Source organism: Flavonifractor sp. AGMB03687 (assembly GCF_017811815.1).
In the GTDB taxonomy this organism is placed as follows: domain Bacteria; phylum Bacillota; class Clostridia; order Oscillospirales; family Oscillospiraceae; genus Flavonifractor.
Genome location: NZ_JADKZI010000008.1, coordinates 128,040 through 151,407 on the forward strand (window position 1 = coordinate 128,040; position 23,368 = coordinate 151,407).

General features: G+C 62.4%; 21 protein-coding genes and 3 tRNA genes. 9 read left to right on the forward strand and 15 right to left on the reverse strand.

The annotated features are described in order from the left end of the window. Positions 1 to 7: 7 nt before the first annotated feature. Both J9789_RS14740 and J9789_RS14745 read left to right on the forward strand, forming a co-directional pair. Positions 8 to 898, forward strand: a complete 891-nt coding sequence (locus J9789_RS14740; RefSeq protein ID WP_209346442.1) for a zinc ribbon domain-containing protein — start codon at positions 8 to 10, stop codon at positions 896 to 898. A 3-nt stretch (positions 899 to 901) separates the two neighbouring features. Continuing rightward, positions 902 to 2,170, forward strand: coding sequence for a zinc ribbon domain-containing protein (locus tag J9789_RS14745; protein ID WP_209346443.1), 1,269 nt, complete (start codon positions 902 to 904; stop codon positions 2,168 to 2,170). A 93-nt stretch (positions 2,171 to 2,263) separates the two neighbouring features. Here J9789_RS14745 and J9789_RS14750 read toward each other — a convergent pair. The 4 genes from J9789_RS14750 to vanR form a co-directional block, all read right to left on the reverse strand. Next, positions 2,264 to 2,339: transfer RNA gene (locus J9789_RS14750), tRNA-Val, on the reverse strand. A 4-nt stretch (positions 2,340 to 2,343) separates the two neighbouring features. Further along, positions 2,344 to 2,418 (reverse strand) — tRNA-Glu (locus tag J9789_RS14755). A gap of 69 nt (positions 2,419 to 2,487) precedes the next feature. Further along, positions 2,488 to 2,564, reverse strand: a tRNA-Met gene (locus J9789_RS14760). A gap of 102 nt (positions 2,565 to 2,666) precedes the next feature. Beyond that, complete coding sequence (vanR, locus tag J9789_RS14765) at positions 2,667 to 3,359, reverse strand: VanR-ABDEGLN family response regulator transcription factor (RefSeq protein ID WP_209346444.1); 693 nt, start codon at positions 3,357 to 3,359, stop codon at positions 2,667 to 2,669. 179 nt (positions 3,360 to 3,538) lie between these two features. Here vanR and J9789_RS14770 point away from each other — a divergent pair, with 179 nt between their 5' ends. The 4 genes from J9789_RS14770 to J9789_RS14785 are packed head-to-tail and all read left to right on the forward strand — an operon-like array spanning position 3,539 to position 6,932. Continuing rightward, on the forward strand, positions 3,539 to 4,024 hold the full coding sequence (locus J9789_RS14770) for a SprT-like domain-containing protein (RefSeq protein ID WP_209346445.1): 486 nt from the start codon (positions 3,539 to 3,541) through the stop codon (positions 4,022 to 4,024). A 6-nt stretch (positions 4,025 to 4,030) separates the two neighbouring features. Then, the gene (locus tag J9789_RS14775) at positions 4,031 to 5,095 is read left to right on the forward strand and encodes a lysylphosphatidylglycerol synthase transmembrane domain-containing protein (protein WP_209346446.1); all 1,065 of its coding nucleotides are present in this window, start codon (positions 4,031 to 4,033) and stop codon (positions 5,093 to 5,095) included. After that, a complete protein-coding gene (locus J9789_RS14780; RefSeq protein WP_348633702.1) occupies positions 5,092 to 6,231 on the forward strand; it encodes a HAMP domain-containing sensor histidine kinase in 1,140 nt (379 codons plus the stop codon). Before J9789_RS14775 ends, J9789_RS14780 begins: the two co-directional genes overlap by 4 nt. Further along, positions 6,228 to 6,932 (forward strand): GNAT family N-acetyltransferase, encoded by a 705-nt coding sequence (locus tag J9789_RS14785; RefSeq protein ID WP_209346447.1) that lies wholly within the window; start codon positions 6,228 to 6,230, stop codon positions 6,930 to 6,932. Before J9789_RS14780 ends, J9789_RS14785 begins: the two co-directional genes overlap by 4 nt. 57 nt (positions 6,933 to 6,989) lie before the next feature. On the opposite strand, the gene lepB (J9789_RS14790) is transcribed toward J9789_RS14785, so the two are convergent. The 6 genes from lepB (J9789_RS14790) to J9789_RS14815 all read right to left on the reverse strand — a co-directional run bounded on the left by lepB (J9789_RS14790) (position 6,990) and on the right by J9789_RS14815 (position 13,720). Then, positions 6,990 to 7,553 (reverse strand): signal peptidase I, encoded by a 564-nt coding sequence (gene lepB / locus J9789_RS14790; protein WP_245185302.1) that lies wholly within the window; start codon positions 7,551 to 7,553, stop codon positions 6,990 to 6,992. Positions 7,554 to 7,668: 115 nt separating this feature from the next. Then, a complete protein-coding gene (gene lepB / locus J9789_RS14795) occupies positions 7,669 to 8,262 on the reverse strand; it encodes a signal peptidase I (protein WP_245185303.1) in 594 nt (197 codons plus the stop codon). A gap of 68 nt (positions 8,263 to 8,330) precedes the next feature. Further along, the gene (locus tag J9789_RS14800) at positions 8,331 to 10,535 is read right to left on the reverse strand and encodes an AAA family ATPase (RefSeq protein ID WP_209346449.1); all 2,205 of its coding nucleotides are present in this window, start codon (positions 10,533 to 10,535) and stop codon (positions 8,331 to 8,333) included. Next, a complete protein-coding gene (locus J9789_RS14805; RefSeq protein ID WP_209346450.1) occupies positions 10,532 to 11,614 on the reverse strand; it encodes a DNA repair exonuclease in 1,083 nt (360 codons plus the stop codon). The genes J9789_RS14800 and J9789_RS14805 overlap by 4 nt, the downstream gene beginning before the upstream one ends. Before the next feature lie 44 nt (positions 11,615 to 11,658). Next, entirely contained in the window at positions 11,659 to 12,441 is a 783-nt protein-coding gene (locus J9789_RS14810) for a TIGR00282 family metallophosphoesterase (RefSeq protein WP_209346451.1), read from the reverse strand. Between the two features lie 121 nt (positions 12,442 to 12,562). After that, positions 12,563 to 13,720, reverse strand: a complete 1,158-nt coding sequence (locus tag J9789_RS14815) for a stage II sporulation protein P (protein ID WP_209346452.1) — start codon at positions 13,718 to 13,720, stop codon at positions 12,563 to 12,565. A gap of 196 nt (positions 13,721 to 13,916) precedes the next feature. Here J9789_RS14815 and J9789_RS14820 point away from each other — a divergent pair, with 196 nt between their 5' ends. The 3 genes from J9789_RS14820 (at position 13,917) to J9789_RS14830 (ending at position 16,810) form a co-directional block, all read left to right on the forward strand. Beyond that, on the forward strand, positions 13,917 to 14,399 hold the full coding sequence (locus J9789_RS14820; protein WP_209346453.1) for a MarR family winged helix-turn-helix transcriptional regulator: 483 nt from the start codon (positions 13,917 to 13,919) through the stop codon (positions 14,397 to 14,399). An 8-nt stretch (positions 14,400 to 14,407) separates the two neighbouring features. Further along, on the forward strand, positions 14,408 to 15,277 hold the full coding sequence (locus J9789_RS14825) for a DegV family protein (RefSeq protein WP_209346454.1): 870 nt from the start codon (positions 14,408 to 14,410) through the stop codon (positions 15,275 to 15,277). A gap of 204 nt (positions 15,278 to 15,481) precedes the next feature. After that, positions 15,482 to 16,810 carry a trypsin-like peptidase domain-containing protein gene (locus J9789_RS14830; RefSeq protein WP_209346455.1) on the forward strand — a complete coding sequence of 443 codons (1,329 nt, stop codon included), beginning with the start codon at positions 15,482 to 15,484 and terminating at the stop codon, positions 16,808 to 16,810. A gap of 108 nt (positions 16,811 to 16,918) precedes the next feature. On the opposite strand, the gene J9789_RS14835 is transcribed toward J9789_RS14830, so the two are convergent. The 5 genes from J9789_RS14835 to J9789_RS14855 form a co-directional block, all read right to left on the reverse strand. Further along, the gene (locus J9789_RS14835) at positions 16,919 to 18,643 is read right to left on the reverse strand and encodes a peptide ABC transporter substrate-binding protein (protein ID WP_209346456.1); all 1,725 of its coding nucleotides are present in this window, start codon (positions 18,641 to 18,643) and stop codon (positions 16,919 to 16,921) included. 254 nt (positions 18,644 to 18,897) lie between these two features. Next, a complete protein-coding gene (locus J9789_RS14840; RefSeq protein ID WP_209346457.1) occupies positions 18,898 to 19,932 on the reverse strand; it encodes an ABC transporter ATP-binding protein in 1,035 nt (344 codons plus the stop codon). Beyond that, complete coding sequence (locus tag J9789_RS14845) at positions 19,925 to 20,998, reverse strand: ABC transporter ATP-binding protein (protein ID WP_209346458.1); 1,074 nt, start codon at positions 20,996 to 20,998, stop codon at positions 19,925 to 19,927. Before J9789_RS14845 ends, J9789_RS14840 begins: the two co-directional genes overlap by 8 nt. Before the next feature lie 16 nt (positions 20,999 to 21,014). After that, positions 21,015 to 22,277 carry an ABC transporter permease gene (locus J9789_RS14850; protein ID WP_209346459.1) on the reverse strand — a complete coding sequence of 421 codons (1,263 nt, stop codon included), beginning with the start codon at positions 22,275 to 22,277 and terminating at the stop codon, positions 21,015 to 21,017. 1 nt (position 22,278) lies between these two features. Further along, a complete protein-coding gene (locus J9789_RS14855) occupies positions 22,279 to 23,220 on the reverse strand; it encodes an ABC transporter permease (protein WP_209346460.1) in 942 nt (313 codons plus the stop codon). Positions 23,221 to 23,368: the final 148 nt, after the last annotated feature.

Below are 23,368 nucleotides of genomic sequence, written 5' to 3' on the forward strand. Positions count from 1 at the left end.
GATCCATATGGAACACAAATGCCCTCACTGCGGCGCAGTTCTGCCGGAGGAGGCCTCCTTCTGCCCCCACTGCGCCCAGAGCCTCCGCACCCGGGAGGCGGCCGCCGTTCCCGCCCACCTGTGGCGGAAGGGCCTGAAATGGGTGCTGGCGCTGGTCATCGTGGCAGCCGTCTGCGCCTTTCTGTTTTGGCCCTCCAAAACCACGCCGGTGGTCTTTCAGGAGGATGAAAACGGCATGGTGAAGGTCACCCCCGAGTATCTGGAGGAGTTCTTTCCCACCCTGACCTGCGTTGACTTCCGCACCACAACCCAGACCAGTGACAACATCGACGACTATCTGGTGAACAGCTTCCAGATGGCCCAGCTGGTGTCCTCCCGGGGCACAGAAAGCGCCGTGGGGGATTATGGGATGTACAACGCAGGCAACGACTCCAACAACCGGGTGGCTCTGCTGCTCTTTGACGGCAACACCCACCTGATGGGCTATTTCATCGGCTCCCCCACCAGTCTGGGAGACGGCAAGTGGCAGATGGACGTGGTAAGCTGCGACTATGACTTCACCGAACTCTACGAAAAGGAGCTGGCCGCCTTTGAAGGAAGCTGGGAGGACGATTTCTCCACCTACATTCCGTCGGAGGAGATCGCCTCCTCCGGGGCGGTGTGGTTCCTGAAGGGGTACAACACCGCCCAGGGCCCGGTGCTTCGGGAAGACGACGCCCAGATCTACGCTCTGTGGCACACCCTCCATGGCCCGGAGTTGGAGCGCCAGTGCCGGGAGATCGAGCGGCTGGCAGAGTTCCTGCCCAATGAGGGCCGGTGGATGTGCTACCTGCTGCTGGACCGGGACTACAACCTGCTGGGCTACACCATGCTGGACTACCAGGGAAACGGAGGATAAGAGATGGAACACAAATGCCCCCACTGCGGCGCACCTTTGCCGGAGGAATCCTCCTTCTGCCCCCACTGCGCCACCGACATTCACCCCCGGAAACAGGCGAAAACCGCCACTCCTCTGCTGAAAAAGCAGCTGCTGGGGCTGCTGGTTCTGGTGGTGGCCGCCGCCATTGGCGGGGCAATCTGGTACTTTAACCGACCCTATGAGCCCCAGGAGTTTGACGCCCTTGGCGAGGTATACTACGAGAGCGGGGACAAGATCTATCAGCTGCTGGTAGCCTGGCCCAACGACCGCTGCGCCCCTGCCCCCGACATTTATCACCAGGGCGCTCCCGATGAGCAGTACCGCTGGCCCTCCCGTTGGTACGTCAACGACGCCACCACCGGCGCCGACGCCTGGGCCGAGTTTGAATCTCTGGTGGAGGGGGTCACCGTGGAGGTGGTCCAGGACCAGAACGCCTCCGCCCCCCTCACCGCCGGGGAGCCCGGCCACGATGCGGACTATTCCCCCGATGCCGCCATGGTGTGTTCCCTGGACTTCACCGGCAATTCCGGCAATCCCCAGGTGGTCTGGACCATCCAAATGAAAAACGGGGACGTGATCCGGGTCCGCCAGAACATCCACATCACCCCCATCATCACCCACGAGTATCACTGGCAGGACTACCCCATGGACACCGTGGAGGACCTCCAGGCCCTGCTGGACCAGACCGCCCGGGAGCTTCCCTCCTCCGATCTGGTGTACCTCTACCTGCCGCCGGTGACCTATGAGGGGGATCTGACGCTGAACCGCTCCTACGAATTCTACGGCTGCACCGACGAGGGGGCAGGCCGCACCGTCCTCAAGGGCTCGGTGACCATGGACAGCGGCAACTATAACTGGATCAACTACTTCTACGACATGGACTTTGTGGGGGACGGCACCGACATCGGCATCATCGCCCCCGTGAAGGCCTGGGCCATCGGCTGCTCCTTCACCGGCTACAAGACCGGCTTCCAGTCCCAGGGGGAGGCCTGGATCAACGTGACCCAGTGTACCTTCACCGGCAATGAGGTGGGCTTCCACTTCAACTCCATCGGCCAGTCCGCCTTGGACACCCGCTATCACAACAATACCTTTACCAACAACGGCACCGCCGTGCTGCTGGAGAATGTGCCCACCGACATTACCCTGGACTTTGAGGGCACGGTGTTCTCGGGCAACGGCATCGACGTGGACAACCGGTGCGACCATCCCATTGACCTGTCCAAGGCCACACTCCAGACGGAAGGATAAATAGAGGGCGCGCCGCAAATGCGGCGCGCCCCTAATTTTGTTATCTTAGATTTACAAAACAAAAAAGCACATCCTTTCGGATGTGCTTTTTCATGGTGGAGACGACAGAACTCGAATCTGTGACCCCTTGCGTGTGAAGCAAGTGCTCTACCGGCTGAGCTACGCCTCCATATTGGTGACCCGTACGAGACTCGAACTCGTGTTACCGCCGTGAAAGGGCGGTGTCTTAACCACTTGACCAACGGGCCATGTTGCCCAAGCGGGCCGAACGCTCGGAAAAGGGACCCCAAAAGACGGCACGTGCCGTCTTTTGGGTCTGGTAGCGGCACCTGGATTTGAACCGGGGACACTACGGGTATGAACCGTATGCTCTAGCCAACTGAGCTATGCCGCCATCTGTGCCCGGACGAACAGGGCAAGAGATAGTATATCCGAAGTGTCCCCATTTGTCAACGCTTTTTTCGCAATTTTTTCAAAAATTTTTGACAGGCCTGTCTCAGTCGATTTTATAGCCTACGCCCCAAACCGTTTTGATAAACCGGGGATTGCGGGAGGGCTCGCCCATCTTCTCCCGCAGGCGGCGGATATGGACCATGACGGTGTTGTTCCGGTCCAGGTACTTCTCCCCCCACACGCTCTCAAAGAGCCGCTCGGCCGAGATAACCTGTCCCCGGTTCTCCGCCAGCATCCACAGGATGTCGAACTCGATGGGGGTCAGATTCAGCTCCTTGTCGTACAGGGTACACTCGTGGGTGGCCCGGTTGATGACCAGACCGTTGAAGTCCAGGATATCCTTGCTGTCCCCCTTGTCCGCCTCGTTGTAGCGGGTATAGCGGCGCAGCTGAGCCTTTACCCGGGCCATCAGCTCCAGGGGGTTGAAGGGCTTGGTGATATAGTCGTCCGCCCCGATGGTAAGCCCGGTGATCTTGTCCATGTCGTCGGCCTTGGCGGTGAGCATGAGCACCGGGAAATGGTGGTCCTTGCGGATCTCCCCGCACAGGGTGAAGCCGCTGATGTCAGGCAGCATCACATCCAGAATGGCCAGGTCCAGCGCCCGGCTGTTCACCACCGCCAGGGCTTGGGTGCCGGTGTTGCACTTGTAGACGGTGCAGCCCTCACTCTGCAAATAGACCTCCACCAGATCAGCGATCTCGGGCTCGTCGTCCACCACCAGAATGTTGGCCTCCATAGCCATCCCCTCCTTTTGCCACGATTATACCGGTCCCGTCGTATTTTCGTCAAGCGGGCGGAAAAAATGTAATAAAAACATAAGATGGCCGCCCACCCCATCCGGTGGTGACTTTTGGGCCCGTTGGTGATACAATACTTCTACTGTTAATCATTCGGTGTGAGAAAGAGGGCTGTTCCATGCACGACGCAGACGCATTGCTGGCCCGGGTGATCGCCCAGGCCAGGGCGCTGGACATCCCGGTCTCCTCCCATATCCTGCCCCAGGTGCGGATCAACCGCCGGGCAGTGACCCGGTTCGGCTGCTGCATCCACCAGCGGGACGGCAGCTGCCTCATCGAGCTGTCCGCCCGCCTGCTGGAGGCCTCCGAGCAGGCCTGCCTCCAGACCCTGGCCCATGAGGTGCTCCACACCTGCCCCGGCTGCCGCAACCACGGCCCCCGGTGGAAGGGATACGCCGCCCGGATGAACGCCGCCTACGGCTACGAGATCGCCCGGACCGACACCTGCCAGAGGCTGGGGGTGGAGGACACCCGCACCATCCGCCATCTAGTGGTGTGCACCCAGTGCGGGCGGCAGTTCCCCCGCACCCGGCTCTCCACCCTGGTGGCCCACCCGGAGCACTACCGCTGCGCCTGCGGCGGCACCCTGCGCCGGGCGTATTAGAATGGAGTGACTGTTACGAAGAAGCATAGCAAGGCCGCCCTGTTCAACCGTATTTTCTCCATTGCGGGCCTGAGCATCGGCGGCGTGATCCTGATCTACCTGCTGGTCTATGTGAAGCGCACCATGGACCTGCGGGCCCTGGTGGCCCAGGTGCAGCCCGGCTGGCTGCTGCTGGCCGCCCTGTGCATCCCCTTCAGCGAGAGCGTAGACGCCCTGCTGTTCTACGCCATGGGCCGCTCCGCGGGCTGTCCCATGAAGCTGACCGGCTGCTTTGACGCGGCCTATATCGGGGAGTTTTACTACAAGCTGGGACCTGCCGGGGCCCCGGTACAGCTCAAGCTGATGTACGACGCCGGCATGTCCGCCACCTACACCGCTTCCATCTACACCTGGAAGGCGGTGGCCAACACCATGGTGTACACCGTCTACGCCGTGGCCGCCCTGCTCTATGAGGTGTTCTGGCGGCAGGAGAGCCTGGGGGCCGCCGTGGCGGGGGCCGGGGTGCTCATCGCCCTCTACCTCTTCCTGTGCGGTCTGGCGGTGTTCACCGCCATCCGCCCCGCCCCCATTCAGCGGCTCATCCGCCGCATCCTCACCTTCCTGTCCCGCCACTGGAAGGTGATGGCCAAGGAAGGCATGGTGGATAAGGGCATGAACAAGGTGGACGAGTTCTGCCATCAGCTGCGGGCCTTTCAGGGCAACAAGAAGATGCTGGTATGGCTGTACGCCGGGATGTTCGTGGAGCTTACCGCCCTGTTTGCCATCCCCTACTTCCTCTACCGGGGCCTGGGGCTCACCGGGGTCTCCTTCTGGGAGCTGGTAATGGTCCAGTGCCTGGTGATGGTGCTCTCCCGCATCATCATGCTGCCCGGCAACGCCGGAGGGGCCGAGGGCAGCTTTTATCTGTTCATGAGCCCCATTTTCGGGGAACATCTGGCGGTGGGCCTGGTGCTGTGGCGTTTTGCCTCCTTCCTGGAGGTGCTGCTGCTGGGCGGGGCCTGGTCGGTGGGCCGGTTTGCCAAGCGCTCTGCCGCCCGCCATCACCCCCACGGAAAGGAGGAGACTGCGTGAAGGGGAAGTACACCCGACTGAAGCTGAAAATGCTGCTGATGGTGGTGCTGGGCACCATCATTGCCGGAGCGGTGGGCATCTTCCTGCTGGAGGTGGTCATCGACGGCGTGCTCCAGGACCCCTTTGCCCGGTTCTTCCTGTGGGCCTCCCAGACCCTCTTTGGTCAGACCCAGGAGGAAGCCCTGAACCTCTATCAAATCTATATCCGAAACAACAAGTCGGAGATCCTCACCGTGTGCATCATGGTACTCATGCTCGTCGCCTTTTACCTGGCTCTGGGGCGGTTCACCCACTGGCTGGAGGACATCCGGGCGGCCACCCGCCGCCTGGTGGAGGAGCAGGACGACCCGGTGGTGCTGCCCCGGGAGCTCTCCCCCATCCAGGACGACCTGAACGCCATCCGGGTCCAGCTGGCGACCCGGGAGCGCTCCTCCAAGGAGGCCGAGCAGCGCAAGGGGGATCTGGTGGCCTTCCTGGCCCACGACCTCAAGACCCCCCTCACCTCGGTGGTGGGCTACCTCACTCTCCTCCATGACGACCCCGGCCTGGACCCGGAACGGCGGGCCAAGTTCACCGGCATTGCCCTGGACAAGGCCCTGCGGCTGGAGGAGCTGCTGGGCGAGTTCTTCGACATCACCAAAATGGACCTGGACAGCGGGGCGGGGGAGAAGGTGCCCATCCAGCTATCCATGCTGCTGGAGCAGCTGGCCGACGAGTTCTATCCCCTCTTTGCCGACAAAAACCTGACCTGCGCCCCCAACATTCAGCCCCATCTGGTGGTGCGGGGCGACCCGGACAAGCTGGCCCGGGTATTCGACAACGTGCTGCGCAACGCGGTGAGCTACTCCATCCCCGGCGGCACCGTGGACGTGCTGGCCAAGGCGGTGGGCAGCCGGGCGGAGATCACCATCCAGGACGAGGGCCTGGAGATCCCCGAGGGGGAGCTGGCCAACATCTTTGAGAAATTCTACCGGCTGGACGCCGCCCGCTCCACCCGCACCGGCGGGGCGGGGCTGGGTCTGGCCATTGCCAAGGAGATCGTGGAGCTCCACGGCGGCACCATCCGCTGTGAGAACAACGGCAAGCTGACCAGCTTCATCATCTCCCTGCCGCTGTACCGAGGAGGAAAGGTATGACACTGGAAGAGACCGCCCTTGCCCGGCTGACGGGCAACCGGCTTTTGTACATCGACATGCTGGAGGTGCTCCGCCGTGGGACCGCTGAGGTCCGCCGGGCGGGCCCCGACGGCGTGCTGCTCTACGATCCCCCCAGTGAGGTGTGGTTTCTGGACGCCGAGACCCCCGCTGTGCTGGAGGAAATGCTCCCCCTGATGGAGGGGTGCACCATCCTGACCGGCCACCAGATGTGGTATAAGGACCGTCTGGCCGCCCACTTCGGCTTTCAAACGGAGCAGATCTGCCACCAGGCGGCCTGGATGAACAATCAAATGCCTACCGTTCCCGCCTTTGACGGAGAGATCCGCCGGCTGGACCAGAGCTGGGCGGAGTGGGCGGAGGAACACTACAGCCACTCCTTCGGGGGCGTGGACTATATGCGGGATGCCATTGACCGGGGGATGCTGGGGGCCTTCGTGGCGGGAAAACCCGCCGGGTTTATTGCCACCCACATTGAGGGGTCCATGGGCATGCTGGAGGTGCTACCCCAGTACCGCCGCAAGGGCATCGGCGAGGTTTTGCTGCTGTCCATGACCGCCTTCTGCCTGGAGCAGGGCGTGTACCCCTACGGCCAGGTATGGTGGGACAACGAGCCCTCCCTGGCCCTCCAGCGCAAGGTGGGAATGACCCTGTCGGAGGAGCTGATCTTCTGGCTGTTCTGACCGGTTTCCCGACGTAAGAAGCACAAAAAGGCCGCAGACAGTTGTCTGCGGCCTTTTTCATGCCTCGCCGTTGGAGATGGCGCCGAAATCCTGGAAGGGGAAGAAGACCCACAGGGCCCGGCCCAGCACATACCGCTCATCCACCGCGCCCAAGGTCACGTTGCGGCTGTCAGAGGAGTGGTTGCGGTTGTCGCCCATGACGAAGATGGAGCCCTCGGGCACCAAGATATCCGTGATGGACTCCTCCGGGGGCTGCATCATGGCCTCCTTGATGTAGGGCTCGTCCAGCACTTCGCCGTCCACGGTAACGGTACCGGCGTCGTAGTCGATGACCACGTGCTGACCACCGGTGGCGATCACCCGCTTGACGATGGGCCCGTCGGCGTCCTCAAACTCCTTGGTGAGCACCACCACGTCCCCCTGCTTGGGGGTATAGCCCACGCTCTGGAGCAGCAGCAGGTCTCCGTGGTAGAGGGTGGGCTCCATGGAGATGCCGTCCACCACGATGATGCGCCCCACAAAGGTAAAAATGAGAATCAGGACCGTCAGCACCATCACCAGGGCCTGCAGCCAGAAATAGAGGTCGCTTTTCCAGGTGTTCTGCTTGGTTTCCTCCGTCAATGCCATCAGCTCCATTTGCTCAAATCATGCAACATTATACCGTGCTTTCCCCGCCGCCGCAAGGGATTTGGAGGCAAAAAAGAACGCAGGCCCAACTGGGTCTGCGTTCTTGCGTTTACATCTCCGCGCCGTGGGCGATGGCCCCAAAGTTCTGGAAGGGCAGGAGCACCCACAGGGCCCGGCCCAGCACATACCGCTCGTCCACCGTGCCCAAAGTCACATTGCGGCTGTCGGAGGAGTGGTTGCGGTTATCGCCCATGACGAAGATGGAGCCCTCGGGCACCACCACGTCGTGGATGCTGTCCATGCCGGGGTCCACCATGAACTCGTTGATATAGGGCTCTTCCAGCACCTCGCCGTCCACGGTGACGGTACCGGCGTCGTAGTCGATGACCACGTGCTGGCCGCCGGTGGCGATGACCCGCTTGACGATGGGTCCGTCGGCGGCGTCAAACTCCTTGGTGAGCACCACCACATCCCCCTGCTTGGGCGTGTAGCCGATGCTCTGGAGCAGCAGCAGGTCGCCGTCGTGGAGGGTGGGATACATGGAGGAACCCACCACGCCGATGATGCGCCCCACAAAGGTGAAGATGAGAATCAGGGCCACCAGCACCATCACCAGGGCCTGTAACCAGAAATAGAGGTCCACCTTCAGGGCGTCCTTCCCCTCCAGCTCCTTTTCCTGGGTCTTTTCGTTTGCCAATGCCATCAGCTCCATACGCTTGGAATATGCAACATTATAGTCCGATTTTCCCCCGATTGCAAGGGAAATGGGAATCAGCGTCCCCGCTGCCAGGCGCTTTCCCGGCTGTGGCAGGTGAAGAGCAGGATCTGCCGCTCCTCCCCCAGCTGGCTCAGGCAGTCCAGGGCCTGGGCCATGCGGCTGTCGTCAAAATTGGCCAGGGCATCGTCCAGCACCAGGGGGCAGGGCTCCTCCTGGGGCAGCACCAGCTGGCACACCGCCAGCCGCACCGCCAGGTAGAGCTGGTCCGCCGTTCCCTGGGACAGAGCCAGGGCACGCCGGGGCTGGAGGCCTCCCGCCTCCTCGGCCAGAGCCTCAAACTGCCGGGTGAGGGACACCTTGTCGTACTTGCCGCCGGTGAGCTTGGCCAGGTAGTCCCCGGCCAGATGGTTGAGGGCGGGGGAGAACCGGGCCTGGAGCCCGGCATGGGCGGCGTCCAGGGCCTTGAGGGCGATCTCCAGGGCGGCATACTCGGTCTGCCGCCGGTCCAGCTCCTCCCGGGCCGCCTCCCGCCGTACGGCCAGCTCCGCCAGGTCTCCCGTGCTCTTCAGCTCGCCCAGCGCCATAGCCAGGCCGCTGCGCAGCCGGGACAGCTCGCCCTCCGCCGCGTTGAGCTTGGCCGCCGTCTCGGCGGGGTCGAACCGGGGCTCCACCCCGGGGTCGGCCGCCACCGGCTCGGGCCGGGGCAGGCTGGCGGCCAGCTTCTCCGCCCCCTCCAGCTTCACCTGTGCGGTGGCCAGCCGCTCCTCCAGCTGGAGGGCGCGGGAGATGGCGGCGGACACGCCGAAGGTGTCCTTCACCGTGGGAGCAAAGGGGTGGACCAGCTCCAGCAGAGCCTTGCGGGTATTCTCATCCTGGGCCAGCAGGGCGTCCAGCTCCTTCTGGGCGCTCTCCCGTCCCTTGACGGCCTGATCGGCCACGGCGCAGGCCTCCCGGTAGGCGCTGGCCCGGGCCAGGATGTCCTCTGGGCTCTCGGCCTCGTAGCGCTCCAGCAGCTCCTGGGCCAGAGCACCGGCCTTCTTCTTCCGCATGGCGGCGGCCGCAAACAGACCCACGCCTGCCACGGCCAGCACGCCGCAGGCCGCCCAGCCCATCCAGGGGGCGGGCAGCAGCCCGGTAAAGCTGACCACCAGGGATCCGGCGGCCAGCACCAGGCAGGCGGCTCCCGCCCCGTACAGTCCGCCGCAGCGGGGGGCCTCCCCCGCCGCCTGGGCGTCGTCGTTGGCCTGCTCCCAGGCCTGGTCGGGAGTCATCTCAGGGAACAGGGGGTCCACCGCGTCGGCGGCGGCCTGGGCCTCGGCGGCTTTGGCCTCCTCCAGCTTGACCTCCGCCTGCTTGCGGCTGGTATGCAGGGCGTTGAGCTGGTTCAGCTCCCCCTGGGCCTGTTGCAGGGTGGCCTTGTCGGGGGGCGTACCGTAGCGGTTGAGCTCCACTTCGATGGCGTCCACCTGGCCTTTGGCCTCTTCCAGGGCGCTCTGGGCCTCCTCCCACCGCTGACGGCGGGCGGCCATGGCCCGGGCCAGGTGGGCGTCCCGCTCGGCCTGGAGGCGCTTGTGCTCGGTCTGGAGCTTCTCCAGTTCCCGCTTGGCCTCCTGGGCCAGCCGGAAGGCCTTGGCCTGGCGGCCCTCCACCTCGTCATTCTGGGTCAGTTCCTCCTCCAGCTTGGGGATGAGGCCGGTCTTGTTGTGCTTGCGGCGGTTGAGCCAGTCCCGCAGGCGGCGCTCCACCTGGGAGTAGGACACGTCCTCCTCCCCGCTGGAGGCCAGGGCGGCAATGCGGGCCTCCAGGGCGGGGGCGCCGTCGATGGCCGCCCCTCCCTGGCCCACAAAGGCCGACCGCTCAAAGACCTCCCTAGGTGCGCCGATGAGGGTCTCCCCCACGTTGTCGGCGGTGAGATAGCCCACCGGCTCCCCGGTGTCGGTATACACCGCCTCGAACTTGCCAAAGGGGGTGTTGCCCTTGGGGCCCCGGCGGAGGGTGATCTTCTCCCCCTTCCACTCCAGCTCCAGCACGCCCTCCATGGCGGCACCGCTCCAGGGCTGGTAGCGGTTTTTTTCGGCGATGTAGCCCTGCTTGTCCCGCTCCTTGGTGTTGATGCCGTAGAGCATGGCCCGCAGGAAGGCCGACCAGGTGGACTTGCCCCCCTCGTTGGGGGCCTCGATGATATTCAGGCCCTCCTTCAGCGTCAGTTCCTGGTGGTCCAGGCCGCCGAAGGTGGCTCTCATTCGAATAATTTTCATGGGCAGGGATCCTCCCCGTTTTCCAGCGCCGCCAGGGCAAAGCGGGCGGCCAGCTCGGCCTCCGGCCCGCCCCGGGCCTTCAGCTCCCGCAGCACCAGGCCGGTGAGGGAGTCCTCCCCCGCCCGGGCCCACAGGTCCCGCAGCTCTCTGGTCTGGTCCCGGAGGGTGACGCTGTAGTAGTATGGCTGGGCCTGGGCGGTGAGGGCCGCCAGGTCGGGCGGCCCAAAGGACCGCTGGCCCGTCAGCAGGATGCGGCAGCAGTCACCGCAGGGCTGGGCGGGCAGAACGGCCTCCAGGGCCTCGGCAGCGGTGTCCGCCCCGGTGACGTCGGCCTCCACGATCTCATACCGCCGACCGGCCAGGGGGACAAACTGAGCGGTGACGTCGGCGGGGTCGTCCCCTACGGTGACAGCCAGCACACCCTTGTCCCCCGTCTCGTCAAAGCCCCGGCCTTCGGGGCAGCCTGGGTAGGCCCACCAGGTGTCCCCCGCCTTCTGCAATCCGGAGCAGGCGTGGATGTGGCCCAGGGCCAGGTAGGTCAGGCCGCTGGCGGCAATGTCTGCGGGGTCGATGGGGCCGTAGCGGCCCTTGCCCTCCACGTCGCCGTGGAGAACCATCAGGTGGACCTGTCCGTCCCGGGGGGCGGTAAAGCCCATCAGGGGGGAGCGGTCGGCCTGGGGGGTGGTGAAGGCCGCGCCGTGGACGGTGCAGCCCAGCTCCGGCAGTTCCACCGACTCCACCCCCACGGTGGAAAAGATGTGTACATTGTCCGGCCACACCGTGTTGGCATACACCGAACGGGGGCCGTAGCAGTCATGGTTGCCCGGGGCGATGAACACCGGGGCGTGGATCTGGCCCAGGGTGCGGGCCAGGGCCTCCACCGTCTCCTGGTAGGTCTGGCTGGAGTCCAGCAGGTCGCCGGACAGCAGCACCAGGTCGGCCTGCCGCTCCTCGGCCAGGTCGGCCAGCCGGTCCAGCAGGGCCCGCTGCTCCTCCCGGCGCTGCCGGGCCTTGTCGGGCGGCAGGGAGGCAAAGGGGGCGTCCAGATGAAAGTCCGCCCCATGAAGAATGGTCAGCATGGTTTTGTGTTCCTTTCCGACAGGATTCCAAAAAGGGAGGGCGATCAGTCCCGCAGGTCCACCCGCTCCACCCCCACGCACTTCCGCGTATCGGTGTCGATGGAGAAGAGGACGCTCTCCAGCTTGCAGGGGCCCTCCGCCTGCTCAAACCGCCGGGGCAGTCCCCCCAGGAAGCGGTTGATAGCCTGGTCGGGGCGTACCCCCAGTACGCTGCGGGCGGGGCCGGTCATGCCCAGATCGGTGATGAAGCCCAGGCCCTTGGGAAGCACCTGGCCGTCGGCGGTGGGCACGTGGGTATGGGTGCCCCACAGGGCCTGGACCCGGCCGTCCAGGTAATAGCCCATGGCCCCCTTCTCGCTGGTGGCCTCGGCATGGAAGTCCACCAGCACCACGTCCGTCCCCTCCATCCGCTTCAATACCTTGTCAGCGGTGGTGAAGGGGTTTTCAAAGTTGCTGTCCATCTCGCACCGGCCGATGAGGTTGACCACCCCGATGCGCAGCCCCTTGGGGCCGTCGTACACCCCCCAGCCCCGGCCGGGCACCCGGTTGGTGTAGTTGGCGGGCCGCAGGGTGTAGCGGTCGTCCTCCAGGAAGTCGGCGATCTGGATGCGGTTCCAGGTATGGTTGCCCAGGGTGATCACGTCGGCCCCGGCGTCAAAGATATCTCTGGCCTGCCGGGGCAGGATGCCCACCCCGGAGGCGTTCTCTCCGTTGACCACGGTGAAGTGGACGTCCCGGAGCTTCTTCAGGCTGCGGAGGTGACGGTTCAGGTAGTCCACGCCGCTCTCGCCCACCACGTCGCCTACCGCCAGCACGTTTAAAATCATAGTTTGCCTCCCTCTGTCTGTTTACACATTGCTCTTATTATATGTGATTTTGCCAAAAAGGGCAATTCCTCTTTGCCGCCGGGACACGCAAAAAAGCACGCCTTTCGGCGTGCTTTTTTCCTTACCCTTTCAGCCCCAGCAGCACCTGACCGGCGGACCGGGCAAAAAGCCGTGCCCCTGCCAGGGCCTCCTGGAGGGTGTTGCCGTGGGTGCCCACCTCCACCAGCAGGGAACCGGTGGACAGCTCCTGGTTGTAGCTGGAGGCCCGGAAGGCCATGGGCCGGGCCAGGGTGGGGTAGAGGGTGTTCATGCTGCTCTGGAGCTTACAGGCCAGAGTCAGGTTTTCCATCCAGTGGGGATTGCTGCCGTCCTGGCCGTGGCCGATGACCAGCATCACCTGGGCGGTGTCCACCCCGTCGATGCGGGTCACCGCCTTGTACACTGTGCCGTCCTCCCCCACCAGGGCGTCCCGGTGGACATCCAGCACGATTTTGATGGAGGGATACTGCTCCAGATACTGCTCCACCGTGGTTTTGGAGCGGGTATAGGCCCCGTTGTACTGGGGGTAGTCGTGGAGGGTGCGGTCGTGGACCACGCTCAGGCCCATCTCGGTGAACACCCGCTCCATCTCATCCCCCACCCGCAGCATGTTGTCCTCCTCCTCCAGGGTGCGGGACTGGTCGCTGGCGGTATATACGTCGGTACCGTCGGGGGTGTAGGCCTCGGTGGCGTGGGTATGGACGATGAGGATCTGGGGTCCATCCGACGGCAGGGTGATGTTCACCGCCGCCTCGGCGGCCGCGGCCAGATCCACGCTCTCCCCGGTGCGGTTATAGAGGTACAGCCCTCCGGCCACGTCGTAGCCCTGGGGGCTGGTGGGGATCAGGGTGCGGGCGATGATGTCCGACGGCGCGGCGGTGACCTCCGGCTCCTCCCCCAGGTCGTCGTGGTCCTGGGCGGGCTGCCCGGCAGGCAGCTGGAGGTCCTCCTGGGCGGTCTTGCCCAGATAACCGGCCACCGCGTCCTGGCTGCCGGAGAGCAGCCGGGACTGGCCCACCGCCAGCCGGTCCCAGCCGTCCAGCGTCCCCAGCAGCCCGGTGCTGCCGGTGCCTCCCAGTTCCGCCGCCAGGGCGGTGGCCACAAAGGCCCCGTTCTCCCCCAGACTCTCCAGGGCCCCCGACGCCCCGCCGCACAGGATCAGCAGCCACACCGCCAGGGTGGCCAGGAATAACGCTCCGCACCGGCGGAACAGCCGCTTCCAAACAATCCGACCTTTCATGTCGCACCATCCTCATCTGTATTCCCGGACAGACCCGGGTCCCTACTACCCTATGCGAAGGTGTCCGGCGGTATGACTTGTCCCATCCGCATATTCCGGCCAGAAATAGTTTGATGGTCAAAATATTTTCTTGACTTTTTCCCCTGATTCGGTATAATGCAGTTGCTGACGCAGGTCATGCGGGAAGGAGGCGTCCGTGGAACAGACAAGCGAAATACTCCATCAATTTCTCTCCGACGTCTTTGGGGACATCCTGAAGCGGGAGGAGGACAGCCTGGCCGCCGGGGACCTGTCCCTGCGGGAGGTCCAGCTTATCGACGCGGTATGCCGTACGGTGGATCAGGGCGGGGACAACCGCTCCACCGCCATTGCCGCCGCCCGCCGTGTGGCGGCAGGCACCCTGACCTGTGCGGTGGACCTGCTGGTCAAAAAGGGCTATCTGGTCCGGCTGCGGGACGGCAAGGACCGGCGGGTGGTGCGGCTGATGCCCACCCAGCAGGGCCGGGATGCCAGTGAGCGGCACCGGGCCTTTCACCGCCGGATGACGGACAGCGTGTTGTCCGTGCTCACCGATCAGGAGGTATCCGCCCTGATGCGGGGGATGGAGAAACTCACCGATTTCTTCCGGGGCGGATTGCAGGCCCCGGCCAATTCAACCATAACAGTGCAGACAAAGTGAGGTTATTTATGAGTAAGATCGCCATTGCCACTGACAGCAACAGCGGCATCACCCAGGCGCAGGGCAAGGAACTGGGCATCTTTGTGCTGCCCATGCCCTTCTACATCAACGACGAGCTCTTCCTGGAGGACATCACCCTGTCCCAGGAGCAGTTTTATCAGCGGCTGGAGGAGGGCGCTGACGTGAAGACCACCCAGCCCTCCCCCGGCGACGTCACCGACCTGTGGGACAAGATCCTCCAGGACTACGACCAGATCGTGTACATTCCCATGTCCAGCGGCCTGAGCAGCTCCTGCGAGACTGCCATGATGCTCTCCCAGGACTACGAGGGCAAGGTGTTCGTGGTCAACAACCAGCGCATCTCGGTGACCCAGCGCCAGGCGGTGCTGGACGCCCAGGCCATGGCCCAGGCAGGCAAGTCCGCCCAGGAGATCCACGACTATCTGGAGCGCACCAAGTTTGACTCCGACATCTACATCACCGTGGACACCCTGAAGTACCTGAAGAAGGGCGGCCGCTGCACCCCCGCCGCCGCCGCGCTGGGTGCAGTGCTGGGTATCAAGCCGGTGCTGCGCATCAAGGGTGAGAAGCTGGATTCCTTCGCCAAGGTCCGGGGCTGGAAGGCCGCCAAGAAGTCCATGATCGACGCCATCCACAACACCATGGACACTGAGTTTGCCGGTCTGTCCGGTCCGGAGCAGCTCCACATCGCCGCCGCCTACACCGGCGAGCGCTCCGGCGCGGAGGAGTGGCTGAAGGAGCTGGAGGAGACCTTCCCCGGCTATCCCATCCACATGGACCCCCTGTCCCTGTCGGTGGCCTGCCACATCGGCCCCGGCGCACTGGCGGTCACCGTCACCAAAGCGCTGGAACAATAACGATTCTACAGAAAAGCGGGCACGCAAGTGCCCGCTTTTGTTCTCTTTCCGCTCCATTCGGCCTGTTTATCCCCAATTCTGTCGATGTTGGGAATTATTTAAAAATCATGCATACTTTCTTCACATTTCATCCACAATTACCGGTTATGCTAAGACACGTTCAAAGGAAACAACAAAACCCGTTGTCAAAGGAGAGACCCGTTTATGTATTACAGTGATTACAACCGGCCCCCCGAGGATCGGGAGCCCATCATAGAGACCGATCAGTTCCACGTCCATGACGAAGAGCCCCCCAAGCCCAAGAAGAAGGGCGGCTTCGGCAAGATCATTGCGGTTGGCCTGTGCTGCGCCATCATCGGCGGCGCGGTGGGCGGCGGCGGTGTCTGGGCCGCCAGCCGGCTGGGCAACACCGCTACCATTTACGAGGGCAGCCGTCCCTCCGCCGTGTCCCTGGCCAACGTGGACGGCAAGACGGTCCTCTCCGCCGAAGAGGTATACGCCTCCAACCTGGAGTCGGTAGTGGGCGTCAACGGCAACGTGACCACCAACGTGTGGGGCCAGACGGTGAAGAACGCCGTGTCCGGTTCCGGCTTCGTCATCAGCTCCAACGACACCTCCAGCTACATCCTCACCAACTACCACGTCATTGACGGCGTCACCGACATCACCGTCTTCTTCTCCGACGGCAAGAGCTACGACGCCACCCTGGTGGGCGGCGAGGAGGAGAACGACATCGCCGTACTGAAGATCGAGCAGGGCGGCCTGCGGCCGGTGGTGCTGGGCGACTCCGATGCCATCAACGTGGGTGAAAACGTGTACGCCATCGGTAACCCCCTGGGTGAGCTGACCTTCACCTTCACCGGCGGCTATGTGTCCTCCAAGGACCGGGCTGTCACCATGAGCGACGGCACCGTCATCAACATGATCCAGACCGACACCGCCATCAACTCCGGCAACTCCGGCGGCCCCCTGTTTGACAAGTACGGCCAGGTGGTGGGCATCGTGTCCGCCAAGCTGTCCTCCAGCGGCTCCAGCTCGGAGGCCTCCGTGGAGGGTCTGGGCTTCGCCATTCCCATCAACGACGTGAAGGACATGGTCACCTCCATCATGGAGAACGGCTACGTCACCGGCAAGCCCAATGTGGGCGTGCTCATCAGCGCTGTGGATGAAAGCGTCCAGCGCTACGGCGTGCCCGCCGGCGTGGAGATCATGGCCATCCTGGACGGCTCCTGTGCGCAGAAGGCCGGCCTGCAGGAGGGCGACATCATCACCGCCGTGGGCGACACTCAGGTCACCAGCGAGACCCAGCTCCAGAGCGCGGTAAAGGACTATAAGGCGGGAGACACCGTTGCCTTTACCATCTACCGGGACGGCAACACCTCCACCGTCAATGTGACCCTGGACGAGGACAACCAGGAGCGTCAGGACGCCATGGATCAGCTGAGCGAGGAGTACACCCAGCAGCAGCAGTCCCAATCTCAGTCCCAGCAGGGCGGCAATTACTACTACAACTTCCCCTTCGGCGGTTGGTAAGCAAAATGAATACAGAAAGGGCGCGCTGCCTGAGCAGCGCGCCCTTTGTTATACCTGAATAGAAACCGGGCGGAGCCGTTTGGCTCCGCCCGGTTGGGTTGTGCTGAATCAGCCCTGGGTGCAGTGGTCGAAGAAGAAGTAGCCCAGAGGAGTGTAGTACATGCCCTGGATACCATCGGCCAGCATGTACTTCTGAGTGTAGAAGTACAGGGGGCACAGAGCATAGTCCTGACCCATGATGATGTCCTCAGCCTCGTGCATGAGCTTCATGCGGGCAGCAGGATCGGTCTCGGCCTTGGCCTCAGCGATCTTGGCGTCATACTCGGGGTTGGCGTACTGAGCATCGTTGTTGCCGCCGCCGGTGAGCCACATATCCAGGAAGGACATGGGATCGTTGTAGTCGGCAATCCAGCCGTTACGGGCGATGGAGTAATCGCCGTCCTTACGGGTCTGCAGGAAGGTGGCCCACTCCTGGTTGTTCAGGGTGACGGTCACGCCCAGCTGGGTCTGCCACATGTTCTGCAGGGCCTCGCCAACAGCCTTGTGAGCCTCGCCGGTGTTGTACAGGTACTCAACAACAGGGAAGCCCTCGCCGTTGGGATAGCCAGCCTCAGCCAGCAGCTGGCGGGCCTCCTCACAGTTGGCCTCATAGGCCTCCTGGTAAGGATCATAGTAGTCGCCGCCCACGGTGCGGAAGTCGTCGCCGGTGGCGCCTTCAGCGTCGTACACGCCGGCGGGCACGAAACCGCCAGCCTCGACCTGACCGGTCTGGGTGATCTCGTCAACAATGTACTTACGGTCAACAGCCAGAGTGAAGGCCTTGCGGACGCGAGGATCGTCGAAGGGAGCCTTCTGGGTCTGGTAGCAGACATAGTAGGTGCCGATGTAGTCCACGATCTTCAGATCGCCGGAGGTCATCAGGCCAGCGATCTCGTCGGTGGGCAGATCCTCGATGAAGTCCAGCTCGCCGGACTTAAAGCCGTTGAGCATGGCGTTCTGGTCGTCCATCAGCTTGAAGGTGATCTTCTGGGGGCCCAGGGAGGCCACATCATAGTAGTACTCATTGGGCTCCATGACGATCTGAGAGTTGGTCTCACGAACGGTCATCTTGTAAGCGCCGTTGGAGATGTAGGTCTCGGGAGAGTAGGTCCACTGAGCGTTGCTCACCACGTCCTCACGCACGGGGAAGGTGGAGGGGAAGGCGCAGATCTCCAGGAAGTAGGGCAGGTCGGTGGTCAGAGTGACCTCGAAGGTCTTGTCGTCCACAGCCTTGACACCCAGCTCGCTGGGATCCTTCTCGCCGTTGATGATGGCATTGGCGTTGACCACGCAGTCGATCATGTAGCTGTAGTCAGCAGCGGTCTCGGGGCTGACCAGGCGCTGCCAGGTGAACACGAAGTCCTGAGCGGTGACGGGCTTGCCGTCGGACCACATGGCATCGTCGCGCAGCTTAAAGGTATAGGTAACAGTGCCGTCCTCGTTGGGAGTCTTCTCATAAGACTCAGCCTGACCGGGAGCCAGCTCAGCGTTGTTGCAGGTACCGTCGGTGCCGGCAGTCTCGGTGCCGGAATCCTTCCAGCGCATCAGACCCTCGAACATGTGGCTGAGCATGATGGCGCCGTCGACCGCGCTGTTCAGAGCGGGGTCAATGGACTGGGGCTCGGAAGCAATGTTCAGGGTCAGCTCAAAGGGCTCACCCTCATTGCCGCCAGTCTGGCTGTTCTGAGCGCCAGGGGTGTTGTCGGTGTTCTGATTGCCGCCGCCGCAGCCGGCCAGCAGACCGAACACGAGGGCCCCGGACAGAAGCAGAGAGACAAGCTTTCTCTTTTTCATGATTGGACCTCCATCTTTCTCATTTTTGTATCGGATCGCCGAAACGGCGGGATACACCAGAATGGGAATCAAAACCTTGGTGCCCATATGCTTTGGGCACCGAAATCCCTTCGCCTTTCACACAGTAAAGTAACACAGACACATTATACCACAGATAACACATGTGTGTAAAGCAAATGTTTCAGAATTGTTACAGGTTTGTGGACGGATTTTGAAAAAAGGCGGCACAGGGCCGCCTTCTTCCAATATGTTCTTTAACCGAGCAGGTGACAAGCGGCATAATGGCCCGGAGCGTGCTCCTTGAACTGGGGCACCTCCTGCTTGCACTTCTCAGTGGCATAGGGGCACCGGGTGTGGAACCGGCAGCCGGAGGGGGGATTCATGGGGGAGGGGATGTCACCCTGGAGGACAATACGCTGCCGGGTGCGGCTGACCTCAGGATCAGGCACGGGCACAGCAGACAGCAGGGTCTTGGTGTAGGGGTGGATGGGGTTCTTGTTGAGCTCATAGCTCTCGGCCAGCTCTACCAGAGTACCCAGATACATCACGCCGATACGGTTGGAGATGTGACGCACCACGGACAGGTCATGGGCAATGAACAGGTAGGTCAGGCCCAGATCCTGCTGCATGTCCTCCAGCATGTTGACCACCTGAGACTGGATGGACACGTCCAGAGCGGAGATGGGCTCGTCGCACACGATGAACTCGGGGCGCACCGCCAGGGCGCGGGCGATACCCACGCGCTGCTGCTGACCGCCGGAGAACTCGTGGGGGTAGCGGTTGGCGTGCTCGGTGTTCAGACCCACCCGGGCCAGAAGCTCCTTGATACGGTCGGTGCGGTCCTTCTTGCTGGGGCACAGCTTATGGATATCCAGAGCCTCGCCGATGATCTCGCCCACGGTCATACGGGGGTCCAGAGAGGCGGAGGGGTCCTGGAAGATGATCTGCATCTTGCGGCGGTAGGGCAGCATGTTGGCCGCGGTGGGCTTGGGGGTCTTCACGTGGACCAGCTGGCCGTTCTCATTTCTCTGCCAGGGATCCTCACCCTCGAAGATAGGCTGGCCGTCGTAGATGATCTTGCCGGACGTAGGGGGATGCAGCTGGAGGATGGTACGGCCCAGGGTAGTCTTACCGCAGCCGGACTCGCCCACCAGGCCCAGGGTCTCGCCTCGCTTGATGAAGAGGGACACGTCCTCCACGGCCTGGACGCCGGGGCCTTTCACGCCCTTGACGCCAAAGTATTTCTTCAGGTGGTCTACCTGAACGAGGATATCATTCTTCTCACTCATGGTCGCCCGCCTCCTTGTTCTCGGTCTCTGCCGCGGGCTTGGCGTCCGCCTGGCCGGCCTTCTCCTTCTGGATCTGCTCCTGTACCCGCAGCCAGCAGGCGGAGCGGTGGCCCTCGCCCAGCTCCACATAGGGGGGCATCTTCTGCAGGCAGATCTTCATGGCATACTCACAGCGGGGGGCGAAGGGGCAGCCCTCGGGGGGATTGAGCATATCCACGGGGGTACCCTCGATGGGGATCAGGCGCTCGTAGCTCTCGGCGTCCACACGGGGCATGGACCGCAGCAGGCCCATGGTGTAGGGGTGGCCGGGCTTGTAGAAGATATCGTCCACAGGGCCCTGCTCCACCATCTTGCCGGCGTACATGACGGAGACCTTGTCGCAGATCTCGGCCACCACACCCAGATTGTGGGTGATGAAGATGATGCCCATGTGGGTCTTCTTCTGCAGCTCCTTCATGAGCTCCAGGATCTGAGCCTGGATGGTCACGTCCAGAGCGGTGGTAGGCTCGTCGGCGATAAGCAGTTGGGGGTGGCAGATCAGGCCCATGGCGATCATAACACGCTGACGCATACCGCCGGACAGCTCATGGGGATACTGCTTCATGCGCTTTTCCACGTTGTTGATGCCGACCAGTTCCAGCATCTCCATGGCGCGCTTGGCGGCCTCTTCCTTGGAGACCTTCTTGTCGTGAGCCTTCAGAGCCTCTATCAGCTGGTTGCCGATGGTGTAAACGGGGTTGAGGCAGGTCATGGGGTTCTGGAAGATCATGGCGATCTTGTTGCCGCGCAGGTCGATCATCTCGTCCTTGCTCTTGGCCAGCATGTCCTCGCCCTCGAAGGTGATGGAGCCGCCCACCACCTTACCGGGGGACTGGAGCAGGCCGATGATGGAGTAGGCCTCCACGCTCTTACCGGAGCCGGACTCGCCCACGATGCCCATGACTTCGTCATAGTTCAGGTCGTAGCTGATGCCGCCGACAGCCTTGACCTCGCCGGCGGGGGTGAAGAAGGAGACGTGGAGATCCTTGACTTCCAGCAGCTTGCCGCTCTTTTCGTTGTTTTCCATGGTGTCTCCTCCTTTCTTACTTCTTCAGCCGGGGATCCAGGGCGTCCCGCAGGCCGTCACCAAACAGGTTCAGGCACAGGATCATAACGCTCAGGATGGCGGCAGGGATAAACAAGCGGTAGGGATAGGTCTGCAGACCGCTCAGGCCGTCGGAACACATGGAGCCCAGGCTGGTCATGGGGGCGGAAACGCCCATGCCCAGGAAGGACAGGAAGGACTCCGTGAAGATGGCGGAGGGGATCTGCAGGAAGGTGGTGGTCACGATCTGGCCCACACAGTTGGGCAGCAGATGGCGCTTGATGATGCGCCCACCCTTGGCGCCCAGAGCGCGGGCGGCGGTAACGTACTCCTGCTGCTTGAGCTGGAGGATCTGGCCGCGGATGATGCGGCTCATGGTCACCCAGTACAGCAGGCCGAAGGCGATGAAGATTGCGATCAGGTTGGGGCCCAGAATCGTAACGAAATTCTGCAGGGGGCCGTCACCCGAGTTCTGGAAGTCCTCCAGGATGGGCTTCAGGGTAGCGCCCAGCAGCAGGATAATGAGCACCTCGGGCACGGAGTAGATGATCTCCACGATACGCTGCATGATAGCGTCCACTTTGCCGCCGAAGTAGCCGGAAATGGAGCCGTAGATGGCGCCGATGACCAGCACGATCAGGGCACAGCAGATACCAACGATCATGGACACGCGGGCGCCGATCATGGTACGGACCATGATGTCACGGCCATGCATGTCACAGCCGAACACATGGGGGAAGACAAACTCGCCGTTGGCCTTGCGCTGCAGCTCCTCATCGGTATAACCGAAGAGGTGGGGCTTCAGTTCCTCGCCTCCGCCAGACTTGATCTGGGCACGGAGTCTGGCCTCATCCAGCTTAGTGAACTCCTTGCCGGCAGCCTCAGCCTCGGCACGGGCCGCTTCCACCGCGGCATCAGGATCCTGGGCAGCACGGTCCTCCAGAGAGTAGTGCCAGGGATGCAGGTTGTTGGCACCCCGGATCTGCTCGTCGTAGCCGTAGGGCACCAGCATGGGGCCCACAAAGGCAAACAGGCCAATGAGGATAACGATAACCATGGCCACCATGGCTACCTTGTTGTGGCGCAGACGCCGCCAAGCATCTTTCCAGTAGGACACGCTCTTGCGATCCTGAATAAAGCTCTCTTTCTCCTGAGTGGTAGCTGCCTCAAAAGCATTCTCGGGCAGATTGTTCCAGTCCAGGATGTCCTCAACATCGGGCTGCAGGGAGCCAAGGACTTTCTTATGTTTACGATCAGCCAACTCAGTTCCCTCCCTTGCTCAGATTGATACGAGGATCCACCAGCTTGTACAGCAGGTCGGCCAGCAGGTTCATCACAATGACGAAGGCCGCCAGGAAGATGGTGGTACCCATGATGATGGGGTAGTCACGAGCCTGGATAGACATCACGAAGTAGCGGCCCAGGCCGGGAATGGAGAACACCTTCTCCACCACGAAGCCGCCGCACAGGGTAAACGCGATCTGGGGGCCCAGATAGGTAATGACGGGGATCAGGGCGTTGCGCAGGGCATGCTTGAAGATAATCTTCTTGTTCTTCAGACCCTTGGCCCGAGCCGTCTTGATGTACTCCTGGTTGATGGAGTCCAGCATAGCGGTACGGGTCTGGCGGGACAGATAGCACATGGGGTAGAATCCCAGGGCCAGGCAGGGCAGCACATAGCTCTTCCAGCTGCCGTCAAAGCCGGTTGGGAAGAGCTTGAATCCCTCGATGCCGCCGGTGAAGACATGCAGAAGGATGGTTGCTACTACGAAGCCCGGCATAGAAATACCGATGGTACAGATGACCCGCAGCAGGCTGTCCACCCAAGTACCTCGCTTATAGGCTGCCAAACAGCCCAATGGGACGCCCACCAGTATGGCCCACGAAATGGCAATAATGCCGATTCTGGCAGACAGGGGGAACATGGTGGTAATGATATCAAGTACAGGACGATCCTTCTGCATCTTGATGGAATTACCAAAATCACCGTGGGCAATGTTGCCCAGATACTTACCCAGCTGAACGATGACCGGCTGATCCAGGCCATACTTCTCATTCAGGGCGTCAATGGTAGCCTGAGAGGGGGTCTTCTCAGACAGCCAGGGATTGCCCGGAATGGCGTTCATGAGCAAAAAGGTTAGGCAGGTCACGATAAACAGCGTGATGACTGCCATCACCGCTCTTTTTAAAACATATTTTGCCATTTCTTCACTTCCTATACCATTCTCTGTGCATTCTCGTAAATTGCCCCACAATAAACGTCTGTTTATTTTATCGTAAATACCACCTTCCGTCAAGAGTTCTATGGCCTGAATTTGATGGAATAGCCGTCAAATCTTGCAGATGTCCTCC